7 protein-coding genes are annotated in these 7,224 nt (G+C 68.7%); 2 read left to right on the top strand and 5 right to left on the bottom strand.

The genetic code is table 11. The features are described 5' to 3' along the window. Both G3N99_RS31220 and G3N99_RS31215 read right to left on the bottom strand, forming a co-directional pair. On the bottom strand, positions 1–1,649 hold a 1,649-nt coding region (locus G3N99_RS31220), incomplete at its 3' end, for a DUF6600 domain-containing protein (RefSeq protein WP_346778509.1). 162 nt (positions 1,650–1,811) lie between these two features. Beyond that, a complete protein-coding gene (locus G3N99_RS31215) occupies positions 1,812–2,519 on the bottom strand; it encodes a helix-turn-helix transcriptional regulator (RefSeq protein ID WP_206124304.1) in 708 nt (235 codons plus the stop codon). A gap of 196 nt (positions 2,520–2,715) precedes the next feature. On the opposite strand from G3N99_RS31215, the gene G3N99_RS31210 reads away from it, so the two are divergent. Beyond that, positions 2,716–2,856 (top strand): hypothetical protein, encoded by a 141-nt coding sequence (locus tag G3N99_RS31210; RefSeq protein ID WP_167316016.1) that lies wholly within the window; start codon positions 2,716–2,718, stop codon positions 2,854–2,856. A 130-nt stretch (positions 2,857–2,986) separates the two neighbouring features. Beyond that, a complete protein-coding gene (locus G3N99_RS31205; protein WP_043181917.1) occupies positions 2,987–3,499 on the top strand; it encodes an acyl-CoA thioesterase in 513 nt (170 codons plus the stop codon). A gap of 44 nt (positions 3,500–3,543) precedes the next feature. Here G3N99_RS31205 and fumC read toward each other — a convergent pair whose 3' ends face one another. The 3 genes from fumC to G3N99_RS31190 form a co-directional block, all read right to left on the bottom strand. After that, on the bottom strand, positions 3,544–4,938 hold the full coding sequence (gene fumC / locus G3N99_RS31200; protein WP_011351376.1) for a class II fumarate hydratase: 1,395 nt from the start codon (positions 4,936–4,938) through the stop codon (positions 3,544–3,546). A 155-nt stretch (positions 4,939–5,093) separates the two neighbouring features. After that, positions 5,094–6,482 carry a multidrug efflux MATE transporter NorM gene (gene norM, locus G3N99_RS31195; RefSeq protein WP_011351377.1) on the bottom strand — a complete coding sequence of 463 codons (1,389 nt, stop codon included), beginning with the start codon at positions 6,480–6,482 and terminating at the stop codon, positions 5,094–5,096. 135 nt (positions 6,483–6,617) lie between these two features. Further along, positions 6,618–6,836, bottom strand: coding sequence for an RNA-binding S4 domain-containing protein (locus G3N99_RS31190; RefSeq protein WP_006486208.1), 219 nt, complete (start codon positions 6,834–6,836; stop codon positions 6,618–6,620). Positions 6,837–7,224 lie beyond the last annotated feature (388 nt).

Below are 7,224 nucleotides of genomic sequence, written 5' to 3'. Positions count from 1 at the left end.
GCCCATGCGCCGCCGCCCGGCTTGCCCGGAACGCGGACCGGGCGAGCCGTGTAGTCGGCCGGCACGTTCGTCTTCACGACAGGTGCGCCGGCACCCGGCACACGCCCGCCTTGCTGCGCGAGGTGGGCCGCGGCGTGGTCGCGATACGCGGCCGGCACGGCGGGATTGCGTGTCGCGACGTACGGGTGCTGGGCAATCGCTGCCGGCGGACGGTAGGTCGCATTGCGCAGCCCGCCGGTGAAGCTCTGGCGCACCGGCGCAATGCCCGGTGTCCCCGGCGTGACGTGCGCATTGCGCCATTGCTGCGGATCGACGTGCTGCGAGAAGTGTGCGACCGGCTGGCCGTGCACGAACGCGGACGCCGGTACGGCCGTGATCGCGTGCGGCGCGCGGAAGTTCACGTACGTCTTGTTGATGTTGGTGATATTGGTGATGTTCGTCACGTTCACGGTCTTGTTCACGTTGACGTTGTTCACCACGACGTTGCGGTTCACGCGGTCGTAGTAGTGCGGGCTCCAGCCGCCCCAGCCCGGATGCCACGGTTCGCCCGGGCCGAGCGCGAACCACGCGCAGCCGGCCGCGGCGACACCCCCTACCGTGAGCGCGACGCTCCAGTCGGGTCCGCCGCCACCGCCCACGAACGCGACGAGTGCCGGCGCATAGACCGGCGGCTGGCTGACGACCAGCGGGCCCGGTACCCAGGCCCAGCTATCGTCCACGTATGCCCAGCGGCCGTAGTGATACGGCGCGAACCCCCACGGCGCGTCGTCGACCCACGTCCAGCCCCACGGGGCCTGCCAGATCCAGTGGCCGTCGTGATACGGCGCCCAGTCGGCGGGCGTGTCGTTCGGCACCCATACCTGGCCGTAATTCGGGGTTTCGCGCCACGTGCCGTTCGCGTCGAGATCCTGGTAGCCGGGAATGTCGCGGGACACATAGCGGGCCGACACCGAGCGCTCCTCGGCCGCGTCGCGGCTGGCGGTCCACTGGTCGAGCGGATCGGGGCCCGGGGCGGCGGATTGCTGTGCGACCTGCAGGTCGGTGCCCGTGAACACGACCTGTTGCCCGGGCGACAGCGGGTACTGGCCGTTGCTGCCGTAGACGGTCGCACTGCCGCCGCGCACCGTGACCGTCGTGCTCGCACCGTTCGGGGCGACGTCGACGCGATAGTCGCCGGGGCCCGTGATGCCGAGCGCGAGATTAGGCGTGTCGATTTCGTACGATCCGCCGGCCGGCAGATCGCGCACGTGCGTCGATACGGTGCCGAGCCCCACTTTCAGCTGGGTCGACGAGTCGTCGAGGTTCAGCACCGACAGGCTCGTCGACTCGCCGAGCCGCACCGCGGTCGAGCCAATGTGCAGTTCCGAGCGCGCACCGGCATCGTTCCAGAGCTGGTCGCCGGTCGTCAGCGGCCGGTTCACGGCGGCATACGACCACGTATCGGTGCCGGCCGGTTCGGTCGTCACGGCGCCCGACAGGTAATTGAGCCGCGCGACACGGCTGGGCGGATCGCCGCCCGGTTGCCGTGCGGCGGCCGCGTAGGGCGGGGCGCCGGCCGATTGCGCGAAAGCGGGGGGCAGCGCCGCAAGCGCGACGAACGCGAGCAGCGTGCAGCGGGCGGTTCGCTTGAGCGTGAACAGGGTGGCCATGGTGAGCGTCTTCGTCTTTATCGCGGCGCGTCGATTCGTGCCGCTGAGTTCACAATATCCGCTCGGCCTGTTTCAATGCTCGGTGTTTTGTAAGTCGAATGGCACGCGATGTAACAAAACCTGTCGATCGCGCGCCGTTGTCGTGCAGACGCAATCCAGGCGTCAAGCGGACGTAAGCCACCCGTCGAAAACCTGCTGTCCGGGCACCGTGACGCGCAGCACGCGCGGCCGTGCCGAGCGCTCGATCCAGCCGTGCGCGCAGAAGCTCTCTAGCAGCGCCGCGCCGAGTGCGCCGCCGAGATGCGAGCGCCGTTCGCTCCAGTCGAGGCAGCCGCACGCGAAGCGGCGCCGGCGCGTGCGCTGTTGCGCGACGTCGATGCCCCATTGCGCGAGCGCCTGGGTGCCGAGTTCGGTGGTCTCGATCGCGTCGCCGTCGGCCAGCAGCCAGCCGCGGGTGGTGAGCCCGTCGAAGATGCGCACCGCGAGTTCGCCGGCCATGTGGTCGTAGCAGGTACGCGCATAGCGCAATTCGGCCGGGACCGTGCGGGACGGCGCCGGAACCGGGCGATGCGGCGCGGCCGCGCGCGCGACGTTCGCGAGCGCCTCGAGCGATGCCGCGATGTCGGCCGATGCGATGCGGTAGTAGCGGTGCCGGCCGCGCACGTCGAGCGCGAGCAGGCCGCCTTCGGTCAAGCGCGCGAGGTGGGCGCTTGCCGCGGACGGCGACAGCCCCGCGATCATCGTCAGTTCGCCTGCGGGTCGCGCGCTGCCGTCCATCAGCACCCACAGCATCGCGGCGCGCCCGGGGTCGGCGATCAGTGAGCCGATGCGGCTCAGGCCCGGGAAGTGGTGGTCGTCTTGGTCGGTCATCGTCGTGTCTCGTCAGGCGGGATGAGCTTCAGTGTAGTGGGCGCGCGCATTCGATGTTTCGCTTTCGGCTGAAATGTCGGATGCAGTGGCACCGGCGTCGACGATGCGGTGGAACCGGGCTGCGGCCGCGTGCGGGGCGCGCGTAGAATGGCCGAAAGCGGCTGCAGCGGGCGGCCGCACGTGACACGATGCAACGATGAAGACGATTTTCTGTTTGCTGGCGGCCGCGCTCGTTTGCGCGGCCTGCGCGCAAGGTGGTGCGGGTACGGCCGGCGAGCGCGGCGGCAGCATCGAGATGTACGGAACGATCGATCAGGGCATCACGGTGCGCCGCTGACCGGTGCCGGCCGTGCGCGCACCGGGCACAGCCCCGGCAGCCGCGCCACACGGGGCGTTCCGCGACGCGTTGCCGCAGTGCAACGTATAATGGCCCAATTACAGCGCCCCTGCCGCCTGGAGCCAACAAGATGTCCCAACCGTCCCCCGTACCGGCCGCCCTCGACCGCACCGAAACCGTATTCCGCTTCCTCGCCGAGCCGTCGTCCGTGAACTTCGGCGGCAAGGTGCATGGCGGCGCGCTGATGAAGTGGATCGACGAGGTCGCGTATGCGTGCGCGGCCGTCTGGTCGAGCCGCTATTGCGTGACGGTCAGCGTCGGCAACATCCGTTTCCAGCGTCCGATCATGGTCGGCAATCTGGTCGAGTTGAAGGCGCGCGTCGTTGCGACGGGCCGCACCAGCATGCACATCCATGTGTCCGTGCATGCCGGCGATCCGAAGGGCGGCATGCTGCGCCAGACGACCGATTGCCTCGTCGTGTTCGTCGCGGTCGACGAGAACGGCAACCCGGTGCCGGTGCCGCCGTTCGTGCCCGAGACCGACGAGCAGAAGGTGCTCGCGAAATATGCGGCCGACGTGCGGGCCGCGCTCGACAAGATCGTCGAGATGAAACCGGACGAGGTCGCGAAGGGCGCGGTCTGACCGCTGCGGGCGCCGCGCATCGCGCCGCGCCCGTCGTCCTGCGATTACTGCGACCCGATCATCTGCTCGGGACGTACCCACGCATCGAATTCCGCCTCGGTCAGGTAGCCGAGCGCGAGCGCGGCCGCCTTCAGCGTCGTGCCTTCCTTGTGCGCCTTCTTCGCGATCTGCGCCGACTTGTCGTAGCCGATGTGCGGATTGAGCGCCGTCACCAGCATCAGGGATTCGTTCAGCAGCAGGTCGATCCGCGAGCGGTTCGGCTCGATGCCCACCGCGCAGTGATCGTTGAAGCTCTGCGCGCCGTCGGCGAGCAGCCGCACCGACTGCAGCACGTTGTGCGCGATCATCGGCCGGAACACGTTCAGCTCGAAATTGCCGCTCGCGCCGCCGACGTTGACCGCGACGTCGTTGCCGAACACCTGGCAGCACAGCATCGTCACGGCTTCGGACTGCGTCGGGTTCACCTTGCCCGGCATGATCGAGCTGCCCGGCTCGTTCTCCGGAATCGACAGCTCGCCGAGCCCGCAGCGCGGCCCGCTCGCGAGCCAGCGGACGTCGTTCGCGATCTTCATCAGGCCGGCCGCGACCGTCTTCAGTGCACCGTGCGCGAACACCAGCGCGTCGGCGGCCGCCATCACCTCGAACTTGCTCGGCGCCGTCACGAACGGCAGCTTCGCGAGCCGGCCGATTTCATCGGCGACGCGCACCGCGAACTCCGGATGCGCGTTCAGCCCCGTGCCGACCGCGGTGCCGCCGAGCGCGAGTTCGTACAGGTGCGGCAGCGCCGATTCGACGTGACGGATGCTCTGGTCGAGCTGCGCGACGTAGCCGGAAAACTCCTGGCCGAGCGTGAGCGGCGTCGCGTCCTGCAGGTGCGTGCGGCCGATCTTCACGATGTCGGCGAACGCCTTCGACTTCGCGTCGAGCGTCGTGCGCAGCGTGCGCAGTGCCGGCAGCAGGTGGTTGACGATCGCGTACGCGGCCGCGACGTGCATCGCGGTCGGGAACACGTCGTTCGACGACTGGCCGCGGTTCACGTCGTCGTTCGGATGAACCTTGCGCGCTTCGCCGCGCTCGCCGCCCATCAGTTCGCTTGCGCGATTCGCGATCACCTCGTTGAGGTTCATGTTGGTCTGCGTGCCGGAGCCCGTCTGCCACACGGCGAGCGGGAATTCACGCGGATGCTTGCCGGCGATGATCTCGTCGGCCGCGTCGATGATCGCGCGCGCCTTGTCGTCGGCCAGCACGCCGAGCGACTGGTTCACGGCCGCCGCGGCGCGCTTGACGATCGCGAGCGCGTGGATCAGCTCGGGCGACTGCTTCTCGGTCGAGATCCGGAAATTCTGCAGCGAGCGCTCGGTCTGCGCGCCCCAGAGCCGGTCGGCCGGCACGGCGATCTCGCCAAACGTATCGCGTTCCATCCGAACTGCTTCGTTCATGATCCACTCCTCCAGGAAAGGGGAAAGGCCGCGCGTCGTCGCGCGGCATCAGACGTAATCAGACGTATCGTGAGGCAGTCGCGCCGCTCGCGCGGCGTCTTGAAGTCTTCAGCCGACTAGCATAGCGCCGGCTCGGATTTCGCGTCTTGTCGCGCTCAGTGCGGCGACGTCACAAACGATGCGCTCTTCAGATGGAAGCGCCATGCCATCAGCACGGCCACGCTCGCGAGGCCGGCCGCGAGGCCCCACCAGAGGCCGCGGGCACCGAGGCCCACGTGGAACGCGAACCAGTAGCCGGTCGGAAAACCGATGCCCCAGTAGCCGAGGGTCGCCGCGAGCATCGGGATGCGCGTGTCCTTCAGGCCGCGCAGCGCACCCGACGCGACGGTCTGCGCGCCGTCGACGATCTGGAACACCGCGGCGATGCCGAGCAGCGACGCGGCAAGCGACACGGTGGCCGCGTTGGCCGGATCGTCGAGGTTCAGGTACAGGCCGACGATCGCATGCGGCGCGACGATCAGCACGATGCCCGACAGTGTCATGAACGCGACGCCGAGGCCGAGTGCGACGAAGCCCGCATGTCGCGCGGCGACAGGCGCCCCTGCGCCGACCCAGTAACCGACCCGCACGTTGGCGGCCTGGCCGATCGCGAGCGGCACCATGAACGCCACCGACGCGACGTTCAGCGCGATCTGGTGTGCGGCCAGCGACGTCGCGCCGAGCACGCCGATCGTCAGGCCGGTCGCGAGGAACAGCGTCGATTCGACGCCGTACGTGATCGCAACGGGCCAGCCGATGCCGATCAGTTCGCCCATCATCGGCAGCTTCGGGCGCGCGGCCGTGACGAAATGACGGAAGCGTTGCCGGCCGTGCAGCAGCCAGATCAGTGCGAGTGCGGTGAGCCAGATCGTGATCGTCGTTGCGACGGCCGAACCGAGGAAACCGAGGCGCGGCAGCCCGAACGCGCCGTGGATCAGCCCGTAGTTCAGCACACCGTTGACGCCGACGCCGCCGATCGATACCCACAGCAGCCGGCGCGCCGCGCCGATCGCAGGCAGGAAGGCGCGCATCAGCCCGACGCCGATCAGGCTGCCGAGCGCGGCGAAGCGCAGGATACCCGTGTATTCGCCGACGTGATGCGCGAGCAAGGGCGGCTCGTGGAACATCAGCAGGATCGGTTCGGACAGCGACAGCGCGATGATGGCCGGAATCGCGAGCAGCACGGACAGCGCGAAGCCGGTCCAGTAGATGTGCGGTACGCGCTCGTCGGCTTTGGCGCCGCGCGCGTGCGCGACGCTGACGCTGACTGACGACAGCACGCCTTGCAGCACGGTCACGATGACGAAGAAGAAGTTCGCGCCGAGCCCGCCCGCCGCCAGCGAATCGGGGCCGAGCGAGCCGAGCAGCACCGTGTCGGTGACGCTCATCGCCATCTGCGAGAGCTGCGCGATCGCGAGCGGCGCGGCGAGGCGCGCGGTATCGGCGGCGTGACTGGACAGGGACGGCGGCGCGGCGGCCGTCCGCGTAAGACCGGAATGCGACATGGAATGGGCGCTCGCGCGGGTGCGGGCCCGCGCTATATGTATTTATTTTGAGAGACGGCTAGCTTACGGCTTTATTCGAACGGTGTCGAACGCGCGCGCCGATGGCCATGTCGCAGGCAGGGGGAACCGTCGGCCCTAGGCTTCGCGCACGGCAATGCGCGTGTCGCCGAGCAGGACGACCTGGCCCGCGCGGATCTTGCAGGTCTTGCGCAGCTCGACCGCGCCGTCGACTTTCACCGCGCCGGACGCGACGATCAGCTTCGCGGTGCCGCCGCTGTCCGCGAGGCCGGTGATCTTGAGAAGGTTGTGCAGCTCGACGTATTCGCCGGTCAGCGTGAAATCCAGGTTGGGCATGACGAAGAAGGTGCGCAATGCGCGGGAGGAATCGCCTCGCATCATACGGCACCGCGGGCCGGCGCGCGAGCGCGGCCGGCCGCCGGAGGCAGTTGTTAGGGAATGTGAGCCATTCGTCAGCAAATGAAACGGTGGGTAACAGTCTGAGAGATTCGAGAACCGGCCGTGCGGGCCGCGGGTCTTTTGTCGTACCTGCTGCGTGTTGCGGCGGGGACGCCACGGTCCGCATTGCTGCGGATCGGGCTCACAACTTCCTGAGGAGAATTGCCATGTCCAAGATTCGTACGATGCTGATCGGTGCCGCGCTGACGGCGTTCGCCACTTCGGCCGCATTTGCCCAGACGGGCACGGCGGTGCAGGGCGCAGCCGGTGCCGGCGTACAGGCGCA

The organism is Burkholderia sp. Ac-20392, assembly GCF_017104585.1.
GTDB classification, from domain to species: Bacteria; Pseudomonadota; Gammaproteobacteria; order Burkholderiales; family Burkholderiaceae; genus Burkholderia; species Burkholderia lata.
Note: the sequence above shows the minus strand (reverse complement) of the source record. Positions and strands in the feature narration are given on the sequence as shown.

Coding starts and splice junctions, on each gene's coding strand:
- G3N99_RS31215 (WP_206124304.1), bottom strand. CDS start 2,519: ATGACCGACCAAGACGACCACCACTTCCCGGGCCTGAGCCGCATCGGC.
- fumC (WP_011351376.1), bottom strand. CDS start 4,938: ATGAACGAAGCAGTTCGGATGGAACGCGATACGTTTGGCGAGATCGCC.
- G3N99_RS31205 (WP_043181917.1), top strand. CDS start 2,987: ATGTCCCAACCGTCCCCCGTACCGGCCGCCCTCGACCGCACCGAAACC.
- norM (WP_011351377.1), bottom strand. CDS start 6,482: ATGTCGCATTCCGGTCTTACGCGGACGGCCGCCGCGCCGCCGTCCCTG.
- G3N99_RS31210 (WP_167316016.1), top strand. CDS start 2,716: ATGAAGACGATTTTCTGTTTGCTGGCGGCCGCGCTCGTTTGCGCGGCC.
- G3N99_RS31190 (WP_006486208.1), bottom strand. CDS start 6,836: ATGCCCAACCTGGATTTCACGCTGACCGGCGAATACGTCGAGCTGCAC.